Source organism: Candidatus Brocadia sinica JPN1 (assembly GCF_000949635.1).
GTDB lineage: Bacteria > Planctomycetota > Brocadiia > Brocadiales > Brocadiaceae > Brocadia > Brocadia sinica.
In genome coordinates, this window is record NZ_BAFN01000001.1 from 3,381,365 (window position 1) to 3,400,272 (window position 18,908).

An 18,908-nucleotide genomic window follows, 5' to 3' on the forward strand; every position below is an offset into this window, starting at 1 on the left:
GCAGGTCGTGAATAAGATAATAGTTAAATACGTATGGTTTCCTTTCTTGTTTGCTGCGGTTCTCTCTCTAGCCCCAATAATTACTTACGGCGGGAATTCTGTTACTACGATAAAACTTGCGGAATTAAATGCCATACTTGACCGCAACAAAGGCAAGGTGGTAGTTGTTGATTTGTGGGCAACGTGGTGCCCGCCGTGCAGAAAAGAGATACCCGGTTTTATAAATCTCTACAATAAATATAAGGGAAAGATTGAGATTATTGGTATTGCCTTTGATGAAAATGGGCAAGACGTCGTTCCTTCGTTCATAAAAAAAATGGGCATTAATTATCCCGTTTATCTGGGAGGGGGAGATATTGCCGAGTCACATGATCTCCGGGCATATCCAACGACCGTTGTTTACGGTAAAGATGGAAAAGTGGCCAATACGCACATTGGCTATGTATCTGAGCAGGATTTTGATGACGAAATCAGTATATTGGTGAAGAAGTAGTGAATTACCCGGTCATGACTGAATAACAAGTACTATCGTTGGTTTTTGAGAAATATGAAGGGAGAACTTGCGACCCCTGAAAGAAACGAAAATTCTCCGCATTTTGTATCTTTTGCCTACTGCATGATGTGCCATGTCACACTTGTGTTACGGCACAGATCTGTGTCGTGACACACTTTTCTTGTTTTTCATCTCAATAGATTATCTCGTTCTTTATTGACATAACAATTTGTGTTTGCCATGGTTATTGTCAATAAAATATGGGTAAATTATTTTATTTTCCTGTGGCATCTTTTTTGCTTATTTTCTAATGACCTTAGATTGTATTTTTTCTGGAATGGGTGAAATATATGAACGATAAGTCTGATATTTGTAAAGAATTTATAACTGATGGTACAAGCAGACAGATGTGTAATGCGTATGCGAAGATATTGCTGCCGCTCTATCCCAGCCCCAATAAAATCAGGATGTTTTGTGAGACAGCAAATCATAAAAGATGCCCTATCAGAAACTTTTCCGCCTTGATCAATTCATCCGGGATAAAGACAGCAGAAAGCGATGTCCAGCCTTACTCAAAAGATCAAAAGGAAAAATCTAACCCAACACATTTGTAAAGATACGTGCATAATACATTTTGACGTTATTGTTTGGTGAGATTATTGAGTATGTCTATACCGCGTTTGAGGGTCTCTTCTGAGGCTGCGTAAGAGATACGAAAGTGGGTATGGCGTTCGGAAAAGACACTGCCGGGGATAATGAGAAGGTTCTTTTGGATAGCGGCTGTAACGAATTCTTCATCGGTACCCCATGGAACCTGTGGGAAAAGGTAAAAGGCGCCGCCGGGTTTTACCATTTGATAATTGTCCTTTAGCCCATCATACATCAAGTCCCTTTTCTTGCTGTAGTTTGCAATATAGTTGCTCAGGTTTGTATCTAATGATTTTGCCACGGCATGCTGGGCTGGAGAAGGCGCGCACACAAACGTGTACTGTTGCAGTTTGATCATCTCGCTGATTATATTGGCAGGCCCTGCCGCATAACCCATTCGCCAGCCTGTCATGGCGAAGGATTTGGAAAATCCGTCCAGAATCAACGTTTTTTCATAGTACCTTCCAATACTATCAAACTCGTGATTGTAATCATAGTCATGATATATTTCATCTGAAATCACAAGAAGGTTGTGTTTTCTTGCCAGCCCTGCAATCTCTTTTAGTTCCTGGCTGGTGCACATAGCTCCGGTAGGATTTGCAGGGCTATTGATAACCAGTATTGTTGTCTTTTTTGTAATACGGGATTGGATGCGCGCAGCCGTCAGTTTAAAGTCTGGATAAGTATCAATATATACCGGTTTGCCTCCGCAGAAATTGGCCAAATGTTTATAACTCACAAAGGAGGGGTCGGGTATGAGCACTTCATCTTCGGGATTGATCAAAACCATAAATGCGAGTGTCAATGCCCCTGAGACGCCTGACGTGATCATAATGCTTTCGGCATTAACTTCCCGTTCTTTCTGAAGCCGTTTGAGCAAACCATTCCGAAGTTCGGGTATGCCTTGTGTGACGGTATACTTATTGGTGCCATCCTGAATGGCTTTAATGGCCTCATTTTTAATCTCCTCAGGAACGTCAAAATCCGGCTGGCCAATACTGAGGTTCACCGGATTTTGCATTTTTTGTGCCAGATCAAAGACCTTTCGGATCCCCGAGGAGTCGATCTTCGACATCCTGTGGGCGATCATTATTTTTTGGCCTTTTCTTTAGCGGCAGGCGCTGCAGCACTTGCTTCTTTTGATGTTGCTGTTGGGGCGGCTTCTGCTGTCTCTGCTTTAGCTGCCTTTTTCTCTGACTTCGTCTTTCGTTTCAACTTAACGGTTTTTACCTTGGGAATGCCGAAGACTGACATCGTTGGCTCCCATTTTCCCTCTCCCTTAAGTATTTTGATGCGTTCTACCCTTGTAAATACATTCCTTGGCCTCACTAACTTACCCTTTGTCTTCAAACTTTTATCGATACTCATATTTTCCTCCTAAATTTTATCTCATACGTATGGGATAGCATCCTTCAAATTGTTTTTTATTTTCGTACTTAAATTCAGCAAGTGTCTTTTGTGCATGGATCAAATTGGCATTGTCGCTCGTTTCAAATTCACCCACACAAATAAAAATTTCTTTACCAGTATTTACAATGAATGTGTCGTAACCTAAGGTATTCTGAATTTCTTTGGCTATTTCTTTTGCCTTTTCAACATTTTCTTTGGTATTTTTATATGATATTACGCGCAATGTCCATTTATCTTTAATAATTGGCTTTTGTTGTTCACTTTGTTTCTCCGATTTTACCGATGCAGGTTTGTTTGCAGCCTTTTGTGGGGGAACCTCCGCTGGCTCTGCCTGTCCAAAGGTAGCCTTTTTAGCGTCTTGAGGTTCTATCGTTTCCAACCATTCTTCCGCCTGACTCGATATGCCCTTATTGTATCCAACTTTATGTCCAATAAAAAAACATGCAATGGATAAAAAAGTCGCCGCTATCGCGCCAATAATAAGGGTCTCTTGCCTTAGTATCACCTCGTCCTTTCTTAAACTTCGTTCATTTTTTGAAAGAGGGGGGATGGGCAGGGATTCTCTTGGTTTTTCTTTTACAAGAGCGTTTTCTGAGCTTGTTTTCTTGATCCATCCCAGGGGGTCTGCTGCTGGGATTGGTTTGCCAACCGCTTTATCCTCAGGAATGATAGGTTTGTATTGGGGACTTGTCTCCGGCGCTTCTGTTTGAGATTTAACTTCATCCTTTTGCGTATCCTGTACCTTCTGCGGTGGTTTAAATATCTCAAAAAACTCCCTTGAGTCAGTTCCTTTAGTCATAAATTTTTCACTCCATACTGAGGATAATTTATTGAATTCATAAGAATTTCATATAATGGGAGTTACACCAAGCATCCAATGTTTGTTGAATTTTATAACAGATATATGATAAAGTCAAGCGATTTATATCTTTAAAACACAATACGTTGACAGCAGTTTAAATTGTGATATACTGCATCCATTTAATTCTTAAAATCCTCATCAAAGGCAGTATGATGGATACTTTGGTTACGGCTACGCTGCTCTCCCTATGACGTTAACCATTAAAGAAAAGATTGAACAGCTTCGTGAAATAATACGATACCACGACCGGAAGTATTACGTAGAGAATAATCCCGAGATTACAGACTACGAATACGACCGGCTCGTAAAAGAATTGCAACAGCTTGAAAAGGCACATCCAGAGTTTATTACGCCAGATTCACCTACCCAGCGAGTTGGGGGAGAGCCTCTTACCCAATTTCCCACCGTAGGGCATAAGATTCCCATGCTGAGTATCGATAATACATATTCAGATGAAGAGTTGAAAGAGTTTGATCATCGCATAAAACGTATGACGGGAGTCGATACTCATAAGGATATTGAATATGTTGTCGAATTAAAAATTGATGGGGTCGCTATTACCCTTTGGTACGAAAAAGGTTTGTTCGTGCGAGGCGCTACCAGGGGAGACGGTTTTAAGGGAGATGACGTGACGGTTAATCTTCGGACGATCCGCCAAATTCCTTTGAAATTAGAACTAGAGGATAAAAAACTGAAAATTCCATCTGTCCTGGAGATTAGGGGGGAAATCTACCTGCCGAACAAAGAATTTCAGAGACTTAATGAAGAAAGGGAAGATGAGGGTGAACCTCAGTTTGCCAATCCCAGGAATGCCGCAGCAGGTTCGCTTAAACTGCTTGACCCACGTATTACCGCAAGAAGGAATTTGCGCATTTTTACCTATGCTATTGGCTATTATGAGGAAATAGAACTCAAAACTCACATCCAATGCCTTGAATTTCTTCGGGTTTTGGGTTTACCGGTAAATCCTCATGTCCGGTTATGCAAAAACATTGAGGCGGTAATTCACTATTGTAACGAATGGGACAAACGCCGCAGGGAATTGGATTACATGGTTGACGGGATGGTAATAAAGATTAATTCTCTTGCCCTTCATGGTCAACTGGGGTCAACGAGCAAGGCGCCTCGCTGGGTGATTTCGTATAAATACCAACCTGAACAGGCCGTTACAAAAATTGAAGAGATTGTTATGCAGGTTGGAAAGACTGGCACCATAACACCTGTTGCCAATCTCACTCCGGTATTACTCTCTGGCACTACCGTTAGCCGTGCCACGCTTCATAATTTCGATGAAATACAGAGGAAGGACATACGGGTGGGTGACCATGTTATAGTTCAAAAGGCAGGGGAGATCATTCCACAAGTCGTATCGGTCTTAAAAGAAAAACGGGACGGGACAGAAAGAACCTTTAAAGAACCCACGTCTTGTCCGGAATGCAAAAGTACCTTAGAAAGAGACGGTGTATACTTGCGATGCCATAATCCGCTTTGCATGTCACAGGCGAAAAGACGTATCCAGTATTTTGCCAGCCGTGATGCCATGGATATAGAAGGATTAGGTCCAGCGCTCATTGAACAATTAGTTGACAGGTGTTTGGTAAAAGATTATGCTGACATATATTGTCTCAAACATGATGATCTGACAAATTTGGATCGTATGGGTGAAAAATCTTCTTCAAACCTGGTTCGCGCCATAGAAGAGAGTAAGCATCGGGATTTAGATCGACTGATCTGTGCCATGGGAATAGGAAATGTAGGTTCTCATACGGCAGAAGTTCTGGCAAATCACTTTGATACATTAGATAAATTGGCAAATGCGACGCAGGAAGAACTGGAAGAGATTTACGAAATTGGGCCGGTTGTTGCGCGGAGCATCGTTGGGTTTTTTCAAAACGAATACACACAAGAAATCATCAAAAAACTCAGGGCTGCCGGGGTTAATACAAAAAAAATAATGACTCCAAAACTCGTAAGAAACCCTAAAGTTTTCGGTAAATCCTTTGTCATTACGGGTACGTTACAAAAATACTCTCGTAAAGAAGCAGAAACGCTTATTAAAAATCTGGGCGGGAGGGTACTAGCCAGTGTGAGCAAAAAGACAGAATATCTTGTTGCGGGCGAAGACCCCGGAAGCAAACTCGATAAGGCAAGAGAATTAAACGTCCATGTTCTTGATGAAGATGCCTTTGAGAAAATGATACAATGAACATGTAAAACAAATGGTTGTTTTTAGAATTTGATTTAGAATTCAAAGGAATAATCCAAATGGAAAAATTGATAAAAAATGCCTTGAAATCAGCAAAAGCTGATTATGCGGAAATAAGAATACAGGAGGGGGTCAGTACCGGTATTACCTATGTAGGGAAGGAACTTGAAAGTATTGGTGAAAATAATGCCTTCGGCGGATGTGTCAGGGCATTGATTAAAGGCGGCTGGGGATTTGTTGCCTTTAATGACATTGCGAATCTGCCAAGATATGTGGAAATGGCCTGTGAACAGGCGCGGTTTGTTGGCGCTGCGGAAAGTCAGCTTGCCCCAGTACCTGTAATAAATGACCAGGTAAAAACAAAGGTAGAAATAGACCCGGCTGATATCTCTTTAACCGACAAACAGGCTCTTTGCAATAAATACAACAACATGATCCTTTCTTCTCCTCAGATACAGACCTCCAATGTGCGTTATGTAGATTCCCATGGGACAGTATATTTTGCCAGCACAGAGGGTAGTTTTATTGTGCAGGAGACCATTTTTTGTGGAATTTCACTCCTTGCCATGGCAAGGGACGGGATGAATGTACAACAGGCCTATCATTCTGTGGGTGATTTACGGGGTTTCAGCAATGTTCAGAATATGGAGCACAAATGCGAAGAAGTTACGAAACGTGCGGTAGACCTGCTCTCGGCACAGCCGGTAACGGGGGGTAAATATACCGTTATTGTTGATCCAAAACTTTGCGGTGTCTTTGTCCATGAGGCATTCGGACATCTCAGCGAGGCCGATTTTATTTATGAAAACAAAAAACTTCGGGAAATCATGGTTCTTGGGAAACGCTTTGGGATCGATGCCCTTTCCATTGTAGACGATGGCTCTTTGATTGGAGAGGCAGGATATAATAAATACGATAGTGAGGGTGTTCCGACACAAAAAACCTATCTCATTAAAAATGGTATTTTAACAAGCAGGCTCCATTCGAGGGAAACGGCTGCCAAGATGCGCGAAAAACCAACGGGTAACGCACGGGCTATCGGTTATGCACATGCTCCTATCGTACGGATGACCAGTACCTATATGGAATCCCGTGATTACACCTTTCAGAAAATGCTCTCCGAAGTCGATAACGGCATTTATGCCATTGGCTCCCTGGGAGGACAGACCAACATGGAAATGTTTACCTTCAGCGCCGAAGAGGCTTACATGATACGACACGGGAAAATACAGGAAAAGATACGGGATGTTGTTCTTACAGGGAATGTGTTTGAGACGCTTATGAATATCGATGCCATCGGAAATGATCTTCAAATACATGGAGGTCTGGGAGGATGCGGCAAGGGCGGGCAATCACCGCTGCGTGTCAGTGATGGTGGTCCGCATGTCCGTATACGAAATGTCGTTATCGGAGGCCGATGATATGTTAAAAATGATGGAGCAGTTCATGGGATTGTTTAAAAAGGGTAACATTACGGCAATTTTTTGAAAATGGTAAGTATTTTGCCCTACGAAATACCGGGATGTTAACTTTTATGCCCGAAGGGCAGACAGTGTATAGCAGGGGGTGAAGCCCCCCTGAAAATGAATAATAAATTGGTTAGCCCCGAAAGGGCGAAAGGAATTCGCGTGGGTGGCACATTTACATTTTTGGGGATTCATTTTGTGTTTAGCACAAAAAATAGAGTTCCATTGTTAGATAATACCATCCATGAAAGGCTTTTCTCATATATGATGAAAATTATATTTGGAAATAAGGAGATGTCCTTTCTCCCCTTTGGGGCTTGTTGTTTTGTATTCAAGATCAGGGGGCTTCACCCCCCTGATATATCCTAACGGCCTTTTCAGGCCTAAACTCGAAGCCAGGCTAAGTTTCATTTTGCTGAGAATTTTCAAAAAACCAAAATATTGCGAATTTTTAAAGAATATCTGATTTTAAGTCTTTGTTTTCTTTTATCGGAGGGAAAACTTTGGCGGGTTCAGATTCGTCCCCGAAATCTTAGTTTGGTAGTCTCGGAGGAGGAATAAACCAGACCAACCTCTCTATCATGCTTGCAGAATGCATCGTACTAGCTTTGGTAGTATCCTTTGTCGCACATGGGCAGGACACAAAGAAAAACATACTTATTAAGAAAACAATGAACCATATTATTTGTTCGTGCTCAACGAGGATTTTTTATCTGACAACCATACATCCATGGAAATTTTAGAATTACTCACATTCGCTAAAAAAGAGAACGCCTCAGATATTCATATAAGTTCCGGGGAACCTCCCATGATCCGTATTCATGGTGATATCAGGAAGATCGACGTTCCACCGCTGAATAAGGAAGCCGTGCATAAGATACTCTATGATATTCTCAATGATCAGCAACGGAAAACGTACGAGGAACATCATGAGCTTGATTTTGCCATTGCATTGGGTGATACCGGGCGGTTCAGGGTAAATGCATTCCTGCAAAGCAGGGGAGAATCTGTCGTATTCAGGACGATACCAGCGGCCATTCCGACCCTGGAACAGCTTGATATGCCAAAAATCGTAGGCGAGCTAACGAAAAAAAATAAGGGACTTGTGCTTGTGACAGGGCCTACGGGATGTGGCAAATCAACTACACTGGCGGCGATGGTTGACCTTATCAACCGTGAAGAAAAATGTCATATCCTTACGATTGAGGATCCCATTGAGTTTGTACATCAGTCTAAAAATAGCCTTATTAATCAACGGGAGTTGGGACCGCATACCCACAGTTTCGCTAACGCCTTGAGGTCGGCCTTGCGTGAGGATCCAGATGTTATCCTTGTGGGTGAAATGAGAGATTTGGAAACCATTTCTCTGGCGCTCACAGCAGCCGAGACGGGTCACCTGGTTTTCGGTACTTTACATACATCCAGCGCACCCAAGACGGTTGACAGGATAATTGACGTGTTTCTACCAGAACAACAGGCGCAGGTGCGCACGATGTTTTCTGAGTCTATTCAGGCCGTTCTTACCCAGCAACTTGTAAAGCGAAAAGACGGGAAAGGACGTGTTGCGGCGCTGGAAATTATGATTGGAACATCGGCAGTAAGAAATCTCATCAGAGAAAATAAGATTGCTCAGATACCATCGTCTTTGCAGACGGGGCGTCAATACGGTATGCAGACCATGGATCAGGCCTTGATAGAACTCTGCCAGAAGGATTTGGTTACCAGAGAGGTAATCGAAGGTTTGGTGAGCAGTCATAGTGTTTTGAGCGGTCTTAAATAAAGCGTAAGCTGGCAGGAGACGCTAAAATGCCAGTAGAAGAAGGGTTGACAGATTGAATTTTATTTTTAAAAGTTTCTTATCTTTTCTTTCTCGTTTCACTGATGTCTCGACTCCACTCAGAATCAAGTCGTGTTGATCCAGGAACGGTAGTTTTGATTGCAGCTATGCAGTTCTAGGGAGATTTTATGGAAATGAAAGAACTCCTACAAGAAATGGTTCGTCTTGATGCTTCGGACATCTATATTACTGTTGATCTTCCTCCCATGTTTCGCCGGGAGGGTGTCAACTTCCCTTTTGGAGTAAAAAAACTTACTGCAGAAGATACCCGTTTGCTGGCGGAAAAGTGCATGAATGAGAAACAGAGAAAAGATTTTTATGAAAAGATGGAAATGAACCTTGCCTTGTATTATCCTGAACTGGGCCGTTTTCGTGTAAATATCTTCTTCCAGCAAAGGAATATTGGCATTGTTATGCGCCGGATAAAAATTAATATCCAAACTATTGATGATTTAGTCCTACCTCATATTTTTAAAGATATAGCAATGACGAAAAGAGGGTTGGTGCTTGTCGTAGGTGCAACAGGCTCCGGGAAATCAACTACCCTGGCGGCAATGATTGATTACAGAAATGCCAATAACTCGGGGCATATCATTACAGTTGAAGATCCCATCGAGTTTGTGCACCAGCACAAGAAATCCGTTATTACACAGAGGGAGATTGGTATAGATACCCTGTCTTTTGGTGACGCACTGAAAAATACCCTGCGTCAGGCCCCAGATGTCATCCTCGTTGGTGAGATCCGCGATACGGAAACTATGGAATCGGCCATTACATTTGCCGAGACAGGACATCTCTGCCTGGGAACGCTTCATGCCAACAATGCTAATCAGGCAATAGAGCGGGTTATAAATTTCTTTCCCCCGGAACGCCACGAACAGATCTATTTGCTGCTTTCGCTGAATCTGCGTTCTATTATTTCCCAAAGGTTAGTGCCGGCGAAGGACGGAAAACGAGCCGCATCCTTCGAAATATTGCTGGATACACCCAGGGTCAAAGATCTTATACTCAAGAAACAGGTTGAATTATTAAAAGAAACGATGTCAAGAGGGATACAGGAAGGTATGTTAACCTTTGATCAATCATTATTCAACCTTTATAAAGAAGGCAAGATTAACTACGAAAATGCTATTGCATATGCTGATAGCGCCAATGATCTGCGTTTGCGTATAAAGGCGGAAGGAATAGGCGAAGTGAAAGAAGACAAACCCGCAAGTTTTAAATTAATGCAGTGAATATGAAACCGCAGTCATTACAGTATTGCCTTGTAAAAACTTCTCAGGAGAGGTATTGGCAGTTTGCCTTCAGCCGACTGCTGATCGCTAATAGCTATTAAGTTTTGATGATGCATTTTAGACAAACAGAGGTCAAAAACATGAATAAAATTGAAGAAAAAGTCCTGGAATTGGCTTTAAAACAGACCCCTTCTGCAGAGGTTCTTTACGACGAAGGTGAGTCACGGTCGGTGAGTTTTGAAAATAATAAGTTAAAATACGTAAATACAAAATCTATCCGTGGAATTGGACTTCGTGTAATTAAAGATGGGAGGATTGGATTCTCCAGTACCACCGATCTCAGGAAACCTGAGAAACTGGTTGCCAATGCTATAGAAAGTGCAAAATTTGGCCAGACTGCCGCCTTCGAATTCCCTTCCGGGAATAACTTTCCAAAGATTGCCATGTTTGATCAGCAGGTAGTAGACTATCCTATCCACAAATGTGTGGAGATTGGGAAAGAGGCCATTGAGAGGGCATTATCGGTAAATTCCAGCTATGAATGTAGCGTAAGTATGGGGAAAGGGCACGGGATGCGAAGGCTTATCAATTCAAAGGGGCTGGATATTTCCATTGCCTCCTCATCGTTTGGCATAGGTATAGAGATATTGGAGGTGAAAGGACAAAGTTTACTCTGGGTTGGGGAAGGGGAAAGCTCAAAAGGTCTTGTTACTGACCTCAATAAACACGTTGATAAGGCGTTGAAAGGCTTAAAGCTTACACAAAAGGAACTGAAATTAAAAACAGGTGCTTATCCTGTGGTGGTTACGGCAAAGGCTATGGGAAACTTGCTTGCAACCTTCGAAACCGGTTGCAACGGGAAGCTGGTGCAAAAAGGCGCCTCACCTCTTACCAATAGATTGGGTGAAAAGATTATCGATGAACGGGTCAGTATTTATGATGATGCTACAATCGATATGGCCGATTCCAGCTATCCGTGGGATGGGGAGGGTACACCATCGCAGCGCACCCCATTGTTTGAAAGGGGTGTCTTAAAAAATTACCTCTTTGACTTGCAAACGGCTGGAATAATGAAAACAAAGTCCACCGGGAACGGCAGCAGAGGTTTTTCTTCTCAGCCTTCTCCAGGTAATTCAAATGTTACCGTTGAACCTGGTAATATGTCCTTCGAGGCCATGATAAAGGACGTCAAATATGGTGTGCTGGTTGATCAAGTGCTCGGTGGTGGTCAGAGCAATATCCTTGCTGGAGAATTCTCCGTAAACATCGATCTGGGATATTTGATTGAGAATGGGGAAGTTGCAGGCAGGGTAAAAGACTGTATGATAGCGGGAAATGCCTTTGGGGTGTTTAATAATATTGTAGCGATCGGTGATAGGGCTGAATGGCACGGTTCGACAAAAGTACCGCCCTTTTATTTTAGGGCAATGAATATTGCCGGTAATGCTGACTAATTTTGTGTGTTGAATACGGTGTAATAGATAAAAATAGAGATGTTATGTGATTGGCTCAAATGAGAAAAAGTTATGAAGCAAGCACTTTCTAAAAAGTGGAATTTACTCACAATTGCGCTTTTGTTTTATATTTTTTTCCTCCTTTTAACGCCGCTTGATCGGTTTAATGAAAAAATTCCTGCAAATTTCCATAAAGGTTTTTTTTCAATTATCAGATTTGATATTGCTGCCGATGATGGAGGACATTATGCCTATTTGAGGTCGCTCTTCTTTGATCATGATATTGATTTTTTTAACGAACCATTTTCTTTATTAATGCGACTTAATAAAACAACCGGATACATCAACAATCCATGGCCAATTGGTGCATCTATTTTGTGGTTACCTTTCTTTCTGCTTGGTCATTTAATAACAATTATTCTGAATATTTTTGGTTGTAATCTTAGTGCAGATGGTTATTCTTTCCCGTACATATCAATGATCGCTATAGGATCGATTTTTTATGGATTTTTGGGCATAGTATTCATCTATAAATCCCTATGTCATTTTTTTAAATCAGAAATTGCTTTAATTACAGTAATTTCAGCATTTTTTTCTTCGATTTTAACATATTACGTCTATATAAGACCTTATATGGATATGAGTTTAGATTTCTTTAACTTGTCACTATTTATTTATCTATTCACAATATTCATTGTAAATAAACCTTTTAGTAAAATGTTTTATCTGTTTTTCGGCATCGTATGCGGTATGTTATCCATAACAAGGTTTAATGGAGTAATTTATACAATTAGTTTCTTTTTTTATTTATTTTGTACGTTTCTTTTAAAGGTAAAAAGAAGAGAAAAAATAGAATGGTGGTCAGAGTTTAGGAATTTATTTTTTGTTTTAGTTGGATTTTTTATCACAATAGCGCCACAGTTAATTGTTAATTTCATCTTAAATGGTTCTTTGTTGAATACAGGCCCAGCCTTTGGTATGAATGTTTCCACATTCAAAGTGGATATATTCATTGATAGGGTTGTCAATATTTTAATAGGTAAAACCGGAATACTTTATCAGTGCCCTATCTATATTATAGGTTTTGCAGGTTTTGTAATAATATCATTCTTACGACGTAGCCAAAAAAATGAAAAGTTAAAGCTTTTTTGTATTTCGATTTTTTTAGCGTTTTTTTCTCAAATAATGTTAACTGCAAGACTATCTGGTTTTGGAAGCGAATATGGGATTAAATTTTTATCTTCTTCAATTGTTTTAATAATGCCTGGAATTGCTGTATTTTTGGACTACTTCTGGGGAAAAAGGGTTGTTATAGCTTTTAGTTTCGTGGCAATTTTTCTGGTTATCTGGCAATATATTCAACTAATACAATACAAAATTATCTTTGATTATAATGAGTTTTCTGTTGCAAAAGCGCTTTCAACAATTTTTCTTATCATGAAGAGCAATATAAATCTTCTTTTGAGATCTTCAAATATCTTTGCTTTACTATCTCACGGTCATTTTTATATCGACACCATGGCAGATAGTTACTTTTTAATTTTTATCCCGCTCCTTTTGGCGATATTCATTTCAGTTTCAATAGTGTTAATATGGAAAAATGTGCTTTCTGGCATTGTTAAAAATAAAATATTGATTTTAACTAATGTAATCATATTCCTGCTTTTTTCAATTAGTTTGGGTTATTTCCTAATCAGACAACCAAAAAAAACGCAAGAAGAAATAAAGGAAAGAATCATGCTTTATTCGAAATTGGAACCGATAGAGGGAAATCTTGTAAGCATAGAATTTCTATTACTGGACTATACCCTTGGAATTAAAAAGAAAGATAACAATTATTTTGCTTTAATTAAGTATAAGAATGAAGTTAAAGGCCTTAATCCAGCGACAATTTTAAATTTACCTTGAGGATTCGCTATAAAAGGAGTTGATTTGCATGAGAAAAAATTATTACCCCAGTAGGAGACATTTCATAAGGAAATATAGTGCTATTTAAATACATCCTTTTATCAATGAGACCTGAGCAATGGATAAAAAACTTTTTTGTGTTCACTGCTCTATTATTTTCAAAAAACATGTTCGATCTATCAAAGGATTTCAAGTCCTTTGCCGGGTTTCTGATCTTTTGCGGAATCACGGGTTGTGCCTATATCGTAAACGACCTTATCGATCTGGAAAAAGATAAACTACACCCTGTCAAATCTCAAAGGCCCCTTGCATCCGGAAAGCTAAAAACGAATACCGCGATTGTAATAATTTTCTTTATTTGTTGTGCCGGACTCTTTCTTGCATTTTCCATGGGCCTTTTTTTTGGGATTATTGTTCTTGCCTATTTTTTACTCAATATAGGATACAGTCTCTATTTGAAAAGTATCGTGATTATTGACGTTGTTACTATTGCGGCAGGATTTGTGCTAAGGGTTTTGGGCGGCGCAGTCATTATCTCGGTGGCCGCATCGCAGTGGCTGATCCTCTGTACGATCCTTTTGGCCCTATTTCTTGGTTTTAGTAAGAGGAGACATGAACTTGTCCTCTTGGAGGATAGCGCTACAAATCATAGGAAGGTACTTGAACATTACAGTCCCTATTTTCTGGATCAGATGATAGCCGTTGTTACTGCATCCACCGTAATTTGCTATGCATTATACGCCATGTCAAAAGATACTATTGAAAAACTGGGAACGTCAAAACTCATCTATACGATTCCATTTGTCTTGTATGGCATTTTCCGATATCTTTATTTAGTGCATCAAAAAGAAAAAGGCGGCAGTCCAACGGAGATTATGTTTACCGATAAACCCATGATTATCAATATATGCCTATGGGTTGTTTCTTCTGTTGTATTTATTTACATCATACACTAAAATGAGGACACAAATTACGTAGATTGCGCAGATTTTATGGCATAAATTTCCGCAGATTATGGGTATCTTTTGCCTGTGTAATCTGTAAAATCTGTGCTTTTAAACCCTTTTGGCGGCATAGGGGCATGCCTTGCTATGCGCAGCATTTTAAGTAATTGCGCATAAATGACTGAGTTTTTTCAGGGTTATTAAAAATAAAATACTATATCATGCCCAATTATTTATGTCGTTAGGTATAGCTTCAAATCCGTATAATTCGTGTTTATCTGCGTCCGGAAATAATTCCCGTGCTATGAAATTAGAAAAAGCACTTCTCTTTAATCCCCCCGTCGGCCTTTATCAGCGTGGGGAAGACAGATGTCAGGCCGAGGTTGATGGAGGCAGCGCCACATCGCTCCGTCCGCCCAATGACCTCGGGTACATCGCTTCTATGCTGAGGCAAATAGGGGTTACACCCTTTATCGCTGATTATCCTGCGGAAAAGAAACTGTGGAGTCATTTCGAAGATGACCTCAAAACGATACAGCCCAACTTCCTGATAATGAGCATCACCACCCCCACCATCGAAGATGATATGAAGGCATTTTCCATTGCAAAGACATTGAACTCCGAAATCTTTACTATCGCAAAGGGGGCTCACTTTTATACGTGTAATAGGGAAGACCTTAAAAAAGCGATCTACGAGGTCATGGATGTTGCCATTGTCGGAGAGGCGGAGACAGTTATCAACAACCTGATTCATGCAAAAAAAAACGGGGCGGATTTATCCAATGTCAGGGGGATTTTATGGAGAAACAATCTTAACCAGATCGTCCAAACTGGCCAGGAGCCATTCTTGACGGATCTTGACAAGATACCCTTTCCTGCCAGAGACCTGATGAAAAATCATCTTTACGTCCGTCCTGATACCGGCGAGCCGCAGGCAACGATCCAGACCTCCAGGGGTTGCCCATCCCAATGCATCTTTTGCCTATCGCCCCTCATTTCCGGTATGAAATTGCGGGAACGATCGGTAGGAAATATTATTGCAGAGCTTGAAGAATGCGTGAATGAATATGGTATCAGGAATTTTTTTTTCCGCGCCGACACCTTTACCATGAATAAAAAATCAGTGATTGAATTATGCAAGGAAATTATAAGCCGTAAGCTTGGCATTGCATGGGTGGCAAACAGCCGTGTAAATACCATCGATGAAGAACGTCTGGCATGGATGAAAAAGTCGGGGTGCTGGCTGGTGGCATTTGGGATTGAATCGGGAAATGATGAAATCCAAAAAAGAATCAAAAAAGGCACAACCCGGACACAGGCACGGGAGGCCGTAAACCTGTGCAGAAAGCTGGGGATAAAAACTTATGGTTTTTATTTAATTGGATTTCCCTGGGAAACGAAAGAAATGATTATGGATACCCTGCAGCTTGCAAAAGAGTTACGGTGTGATTTTTCGGAAATCCACATTGCAATTCCCTATGAGGGCACGGAATTTTATAAGATTGCCCAGGATTTGGGGATATTAACGGAAAAAGCCGTTGGACACAATTATTTTTCCAATCCTGCTATTGGCACCTTACATGTATCAAAAGAAGAACTTATTCAAATGCGTAAAAAGGCTTTGAGGTCATTATATCTGAGTCCACGCTATATCGGTCGTACCCTTGTTCACATGAAAAGCTTCCGGGAAGTAAAAAACTACGCCAGATATGGATTACGCTTGCTTATTCAAAACTACCGTAAGGGTTAAACTGATATCAATTCCTGCCAAACGTCTTACACTTCTCACATGAGCAGAGGCCAAATTAGCATACTTCATGTTTCACTCATCTAAATTCATGTCAATAAATAGCTGCATTCCCCTTCATGTTCATGCGCCATCTATTCATTGTGGCATCCATTCCAATTTTGATTTAATTCAAAGCGCCCAGTCAGAAAAAAACCGAGTAAATCTTGTCTTTGAGATTGGAGAAAAAAACATCAAGAAGTAAAAAAATTTTTATTCTGTATTTCAGGGCTCGGGGTTGTCTCTCTTCACCTTGCATTCGTTGAGTTTCGTGCCACGACCCAACCTTACGCCTCTGTCTAGGATTTTCACACCCTGTATGGAAATAAACCCATTTGAAACCATCAAGTCACTATGACAAATCTGCTTCAATTTTCCCGAGGAGCGCTGAAAGATGCTTATCCCTTTTTCGTTTTTCTCGCAATCGTTTCCTCCCTTGACTAACCGTACTATAATCTACCCCTATCATCTCTCCTATCTCTGTCCCTGTCAATCCACCAAGTCGATACAACACGTCCATGGCCATCTGTCGTATCATACCTCTTTCCCTTTTTATCTCATCAAAGCTTTTACCCACCTCTTTACAGAGGACCTTAATAATTTCCTCTTTTGTGCTATACTTTCTCACTCGTTTTACCGCAGGAATCTCACGGGACTTTGCAGGTAAAAATCGATCTCGTACCCACTTTATAAAGCTATCACTCCCCAGGATGCTCCCACCAACTACCTCTTCCTTTATGTCAAGACCTGTTGATACATCATTACAGATGGCCTCCCAATACAACCTTCTTCCTTCTCTAGTTTCACCTCCATACGCCTCAAGGACCTGGGCATAATCAATACAAGCGCCTCTTTTCGTATCATCGATATAACCCAAAAGACTGCTCCAAGGATAATTTCTTAAATATCTCTTCTTTTCTGACAAAGATGCTTTTTCTTTTTGCCTCGTTCTGACGGGGTTCAGGTGGATATATCGGGATAAAACATGCAGATAGCTCGCCTTTTCCACAAGGATACTCTTGTATCTTCCCTGGTACAGATGACCGCTCCTTTTGTATCGCCTGTTATAATGTGAGGTATAGGTAATATTAAACCACCTCATAAACTCGCCCAGATTGCCCAGGGGAGTTTCCAGGAGCAGGTGGAAGTGATTATCCATGAGAACATAGCAATACAGGTTAATGTTATATGTCTTCACACCATCGCTCAATAACTCAAGAAACACGTTCCTATCATGGTCATCCCTAAAGATCGCCTTCCTCTCGTTACCGCGACAGGTCACATGGTACAATGCACCTTCATATTGTATTCGTAATGGTCGTGCCATTACTTCATCATACCAGAGCCAAACGATTTGTCAAATATAAAGATTTGACCCCACCTTTTGCCTCCCATGCGGTGATAGAGCCGCTTCCGGAGAAGCCGGTAGAAGACTTTTGCGGAATCTTTAAAGATGGAACCTCTCTTACCAGGGCATTATTAAGGCAAAGAAGGGAGGATAAAAAGCATGAAGAAAAAGTACCTGTTGGACTCTTTCGTCCTTCTCGCATACCTAAAAGAGGAAAATAATTATGAAAAAGTGAAGAATATTCTTTCATCGCACAATACCCACGTCTTAATGAATGATATCAATATTGGAGAAACCTTTTATATTCTAGCACGAGAACGTGGCATGGAAAAAGCAGACTACTTTTTGTGCGTAATTTTACCTAATTTGCCGATAGCTCATATCGAAAATTCCTTACAGGAAGTAATTGAAGCCTCGAGAATTAAGGCCAAATATCCCATCTCTTACTCATATTCCTAAAACCAATTGACAAGCATATTGCAATGCCATACAATCATGTCATATATTATAAGCATATGAATAAGGAGGCACAACATGCGTACCACGTTAAATATTGACGACCTTTTAATGAAACAGCTTCTTGAGGCTACTCATGAAAAATCAAAAACCAGGGCGATTGCTATTGCCATTAAGGATTACCTCAAAAAGAAACACATTAAAAAAATTCTTTCTTACCAGGGCACCGTAGATATAGAAAACAACTGGCAACAATTGGAGAAAGAAGAAATAATGGAATATGAAGGCAAAAAATAATCCAAAAGTTATTGCTGATACGTGTATCTGGGTCGAATTCTTTCGTACAAAATCAGAAACCTCAAACTGCCTGAGAGACCTTATCGCTAACAATCTTGTTGCTGGCGTTGGGATAATCATTGCTGAACTCCTTCAGGGTATTAAGACACATAGAGAACATGAAATTGTATTAGACGTATTCAATGTCATTGAATATCTCGAAATAACGAAAGATGTCTGGATAGAAGCCGGAATGCTTTCCAGAAGACTTCGGTCACAGGGAAAGACAATTCCACTTTCTGATATCACCATCGCTTGTTGCGCAAAGAAACATCAGTATCAGGTATTTACCATTGACAATCACTTTCATGCTATTCAGGATATAACCAGTATTCCTTTTTTCTCTCGATAAACCAATCAGCATAGCCAAGATCATTTTCAAAAATCAGATAATTTCTAACCCTCCCATCCCGTGGGTTCATGTTTGCCTGCCTGTGCGCACGGCGTACGCAGACAGGCAGCGTGAACCCGAACATTTTGCGACAACACACCACGGTTTGTGCAAGACAAAACCATGGG

At 40.7% G+C, this 18,908-nt stretch carries 17 protein-coding genes; 13 read left to right on the forward strand and 4 right to left on the reverse strand.

Features of this window, described 5'->3' with window-relative positions:
* The first annotated feature begins 7 nt into the window (after positions 1-7).
* Positions 8-493: a TlpA family protein disulfide reductase gene (locus BROSI_RS15440; protein ID WP_052564666.1), complete on the forward strand. Its 486-nt coding sequence runs from the start codon at positions 8-10 to the stop codon at positions 491-493.
* A gap of 350 nt (positions 494-843) precedes the next feature.
* Positions 844-1,107, forward strand: a complete 264-nt coding sequence (locus BROSI_RS15445; RefSeq protein ID WP_052564667.1) for a hypothetical protein — start codon at positions 844-846, stop codon at positions 1,105-1,107.
* Positions 1,108-1,133: 26 nt separating this feature from the next.
* Here the strand turns inward: BROSI_RS15445 and BROSI_RS15450 are convergent, their stop codons facing one another.
* The 3 genes from BROSI_RS15450 to BROSI_RS15460 are packed head-to-tail and all read right to left on the reverse strand — an operon-like array spanning position 1,134 to position 3,350.
* On the reverse strand, positions 1,134-2,231 hold the full coding sequence (locus tag BROSI_RS15450; protein WP_052564668.1) for a pyridoxal phosphate-dependent aminotransferase: 1,098 nt from the start codon (positions 2,229-2,231) through the stop codon (positions 1,134-1,136).
* A complete protein-coding gene (locus BROSI_RS15455; protein WP_052564669.1) occupies positions 2,231-2,509 on the reverse strand; it encodes a small basic protein in 279 nt (92 codons plus the stop codon). Before BROSI_RS15455 ends, BROSI_RS15450 begins: the two co-directional genes overlap by 1 nt.
* Positions 2,510-2,525: 16 nt before the next feature.
* A complete protein-coding gene (locus BROSI_RS15460) occupies positions 2,526-3,350 on the reverse strand; it encodes a hypothetical protein (protein WP_052564670.1) in 825 nt (274 codons plus the stop codon).
* Between the two features lie 250 nt (positions 3,351-3,600).
* On the opposite strand from BROSI_RS15460, the gene ligA reads away from it, so the two are divergent.
* The 8 genes from ligA (at position 3,601) to BROSI_RS15505 (ending at position 16,213) form a co-directional block, all read left to right on the forward strand.
* Positions 3,601-5,619: an NAD-dependent DNA ligase LigA gene (gene ligA / locus BROSI_RS15465; protein WP_052564671.1), complete on the forward strand. Its 2,019-nt coding sequence runs from the start codon at positions 3,601-3,603 to the stop codon at positions 5,617-5,619.
* 59 nt (positions 5,620-5,678) lie between these two features.
* Complete coding sequence (locus tag BROSI_RS15470; RefSeq protein ID WP_052564672.1) at positions 5,679-7,040, forward strand: TldD/PmbA family protein; 1,362 nt, start codon at positions 5,679-5,681, stop codon at positions 7,038-7,040.
* A 775-nt stretch (positions 7,041-7,815) separates the two neighbouring features.
* Positions 7,816-8,865, forward strand: a complete 1,050-nt coding sequence (locus BROSI_RS15480; protein WP_052564674.1) for a type IV pilus twitching motility protein PilT — start codon at positions 7,816-7,818, stop codon at positions 8,863-8,865.
* A 191-nt stretch (positions 8,866-9,056) separates the two neighbouring features.
* Positions 9,057-10,157, forward strand: coding sequence for a PilT/PilU family type 4a pilus ATPase (locus BROSI_RS15485; RefSeq protein WP_230400700.1), 1,101 nt, complete (start codon positions 9,057-9,059; stop codon positions 10,155-10,157).
* A 140-nt stretch (positions 10,158-10,297) separates the two neighbouring features.
* Positions 10,298-11,611, forward strand: a complete 1,314-nt coding sequence (locus BROSI_RS15490; protein WP_052564676.1) for a TldD/PmbA family protein — start codon at positions 10,298-10,300, stop codon at positions 11,609-11,611.
* Between the two features lie 72 nt (positions 11,612-11,683).
* Positions 11,684-13,519: a hypothetical protein gene (locus BROSI_RS15495; RefSeq protein ID WP_052564677.1), complete on the forward strand. Its 1,836-nt coding sequence runs from the start codon at positions 11,684-11,686 to the stop codon at positions 13,517-13,519.
* 77 nt (positions 13,520-13,596) lie between these two features.
* Positions 13,597-14,475 carry a decaprenyl-phosphate phosphoribosyltransferase gene (locus tag BROSI_RS15500; protein WP_157842563.1) on the forward strand — a complete coding sequence of 293 codons (879 nt, stop codon included), beginning with the start codon at positions 13,597-13,599 and terminating at the stop codon, positions 14,473-14,475.
* Positions 14,476-14,767: 292 nt separating this feature from the next.
* Positions 14,768-16,213 carry a B12-binding domain-containing radical SAM protein gene (locus BROSI_RS15505; protein ID WP_052564679.1) on the forward strand — a complete coding sequence of 482 codons (1,446 nt, stop codon included), beginning with the start codon at positions 14,768-14,770 and terminating at the stop codon, positions 16,211-16,213.
* A 388-nt stretch (positions 16,214-16,601) separates the two neighbouring features.
* On the opposite strand, the gene BROSI_RS15510 is transcribed toward BROSI_RS15505, so the two are convergent.
* A complete protein-coding gene (locus tag BROSI_RS15510; RefSeq protein ID WP_082059247.1) occupies positions 16,602-17,576 on the reverse strand; it encodes a transposase in 975 nt (324 codons plus the stop codon).
* Positions 17,577-17,756: 180 nt separating this feature from the next.
* On the opposite strand from BROSI_RS15510, the gene BROSI_RS15520 reads away from it, so the two are divergent.
* From BROSI_RS15520 to BROSI_RS15530, 3 genes are all read left to right on the forward strand, one after another.
* Positions 17,757-18,056 carry a PIN domain-containing protein gene (locus BROSI_RS15520; protein WP_082059248.1) on the forward strand — a complete coding sequence of 100 codons (300 nt, stop codon included), beginning with the start codon at positions 17,757-17,759 and terminating at the stop codon, positions 18,054-18,056.
* A 75-nt stretch (positions 18,057-18,131) separates the two neighbouring features.
* Positions 18,132-18,350 carry a type II toxin-antitoxin system VapB family antitoxin gene (locus BROSI_RS15525; protein ID WP_052564683.1) on the forward strand — a complete coding sequence of 73 codons (219 nt, stop codon included), beginning with the start codon at positions 18,132-18,134 and terminating at the stop codon, positions 18,348-18,350.
* Complete coding sequence (locus BROSI_RS15530) at positions 18,334-18,741, forward strand: PIN domain-containing protein (RefSeq protein ID WP_052564684.1); 408 nt, start codon at positions 18,334-18,336, stop codon at positions 18,739-18,741. The genes BROSI_RS15525 and BROSI_RS15530 overlap by 17 nt, the downstream gene beginning before the upstream one ends.
* Positions 18,742-18,908: the final 167 nt, after the last annotated feature.

Bases quoted from the DNA above. Each gene is read 5' to 3' on its own strand.
- BROSI_RS15455 (WP_052564669.1), bottom strand. From the start codon at position 2,509: ATGAGTATCGATAAAAGTTTGAAGACAAAGGGTAAGTTAGTGAGGCCA.
- BROSI_RS15510 (WP_082059247.1), bottom strand. From the start codon at position 17,576: ATGGCACGACCATTACGAATACAATATGAAGGTGCATTGTACCATGTG.
- BROSI_RS15495 (WP_052564677.1), top strand. From the start codon at position 11,684: ATGAAGCAAGCACTTTCTAAAAAGTGGAATTTACTCACAATTGCGCTT.
- BROSI_RS15480 (WP_052564674.1), top strand. From the start codon at position 7,816: ATGGAAATTTTAGAATTACTCACATTCGCTAAAAAAGAGAACGCCTCA.
- BROSI_RS15460 (WP_052564670.1), bottom strand. From the start codon at position 3,350: ATGACTAAAGGAACTGACTCAAGGGAGTTTTTTGAGATATTTAAACCA.
- BROSI_RS15485 (WP_230400700.1), top strand. From the start codon at position 9,057: ATGAAAGAACTCCTACAAGAAATGGTTCGTCTTGATGCTTCGGACATC.
- BROSI_RS15505 (WP_052564679.1), top strand. From the start codon at position 14,768: ATGAAATTAGAAAAAGCACTTCTCTTTAATCCCCCCGTCGGCCTTTAT.
- BROSI_RS15525 (WP_052564683.1), top strand. From the start codon at position 18,132: ATGCGTACCACGTTAAATATTGACGACCTTTTAATGAAACAGCTTCTT.
- BROSI_RS15490 (WP_052564676.1), top strand. From the start codon at position 10,298: ATGAATAAAATTGAAGAAAAAGTCCTGGAATTGGCTTTAAAACAGACC.
- BROSI_RS15445 (WP_052564667.1), top strand. From the start codon at position 844: ATGAACGATAAGTCTGATATTTGTAAAGAATTTATAACTGATGGTACA.
- BROSI_RS15450 (WP_052564668.1), bottom strand. From the start codon at position 2,231: ATGATCGCCCACAGGATGTCGAAGATCGACTCCTCGGGGATCCGAAAG.
- ligA (WP_052564671.1), top strand. From the start codon at position 3,601: ATGACGTTAACCATTAAAGAAAAGATTGAACAGCTTCGTGAAATAATA.
- BROSI_RS15530 (WP_052564684.1), top strand. From the start codon at position 18,334: ATGAAGGCAAAAAATAATCCAAAAGTTATTGCTGATACGTGTATCTGG.
- BROSI_RS15520 (WP_082059248.1), top strand. From the start codon at position 17,757: ATGAAGAAAAAGTACCTGTTGGACTCTTTCGTCCTTCTCGCATACCTA.
- BROSI_RS15470 (WP_052564672.1), top strand. From the start codon at position 5,679: ATGGAAAAATTGATAAAAAATGCCTTGAAATCAGCAAAAGCTGATTAT.